General features: G+C 73.6%; 1 protein-coding gene. It reads right to left on the minus strand.

Annotated elements, in window-relative coordinates:
• On the minus strand, positions 1-731 hold a 731-nt coding region (locus tag OQ968_RS24765; protein ID WP_324682287.1), incomplete at both ends, for an AMP-binding protein.

Raw genomic sequence — 731 nt, forward strand, 5'->3', positions numbered from 1 at the left:
GGGGGTGTAGTCGGGGGCCGGCAGCGCCGCGGTGTCGAGTTTGCCGTTGGCGGTCAGCGGCAACACGTCGAGCCCCACAATCGCTGCGGGCACCATGTAGGCCGGTAGCCGCTGGCCCAGCTGGGTGCGCAGACCGGCGGGATCGGCGCCGCCGGTGACATAGCCGATCAGGCGGTCCTGGCGGGCGATCACCACCGCGGCATCCACCCCGTCCACCGCGGTCAGGGCGGCCCGCACTTCGCCCAACTCGATGCGATACCCGCGGATTTTGACCTGCTCATCGGCGCGGCCCACATAGTCGAGCTGCCCATCGCCACCCCAGCGCACCAGGTCCCCGGTGCGATACATCCGCGCCCCGGCTGCCCCGCCCAGCGGGCAGGGGACAAACCGGGACCCGGTCAAACCCGGCCGGCCCCAATAGCCCACCCCCACCGCGGGGCCGGCCACATACAACTCGCCGATCACCCCGACCGGCACCGGGCGCAACCACCCATCGAGCACCAAAAGCGCCGCCCCGGCCACCGGCGCCCCAATCGGCACCACCGGCTCACCCGGGGTCAGGGGGGCGCTGATCGCCGCGCACACGGTGGTCTCGGTGGGCCCATAAGCGTTGAGCATCACCCGCCCCGGCGCCCACCGATCCACCAGCGTGGCCGGGCAGGCCTCCCCGGCCACCACCAGCGTCACCGACTCCAACCCCGCCGCGGGCAGCATCGCCGCCGCCGACGGGG

The organism is Mycobacterium sp. 663a-19, assembly GCF_035616495.1.
Classification (GTDB): Bacteria; Actinomycetota; Actinomycetes; order Mycobacteriales; family Mycobacteriaceae; genus Mycobacterium.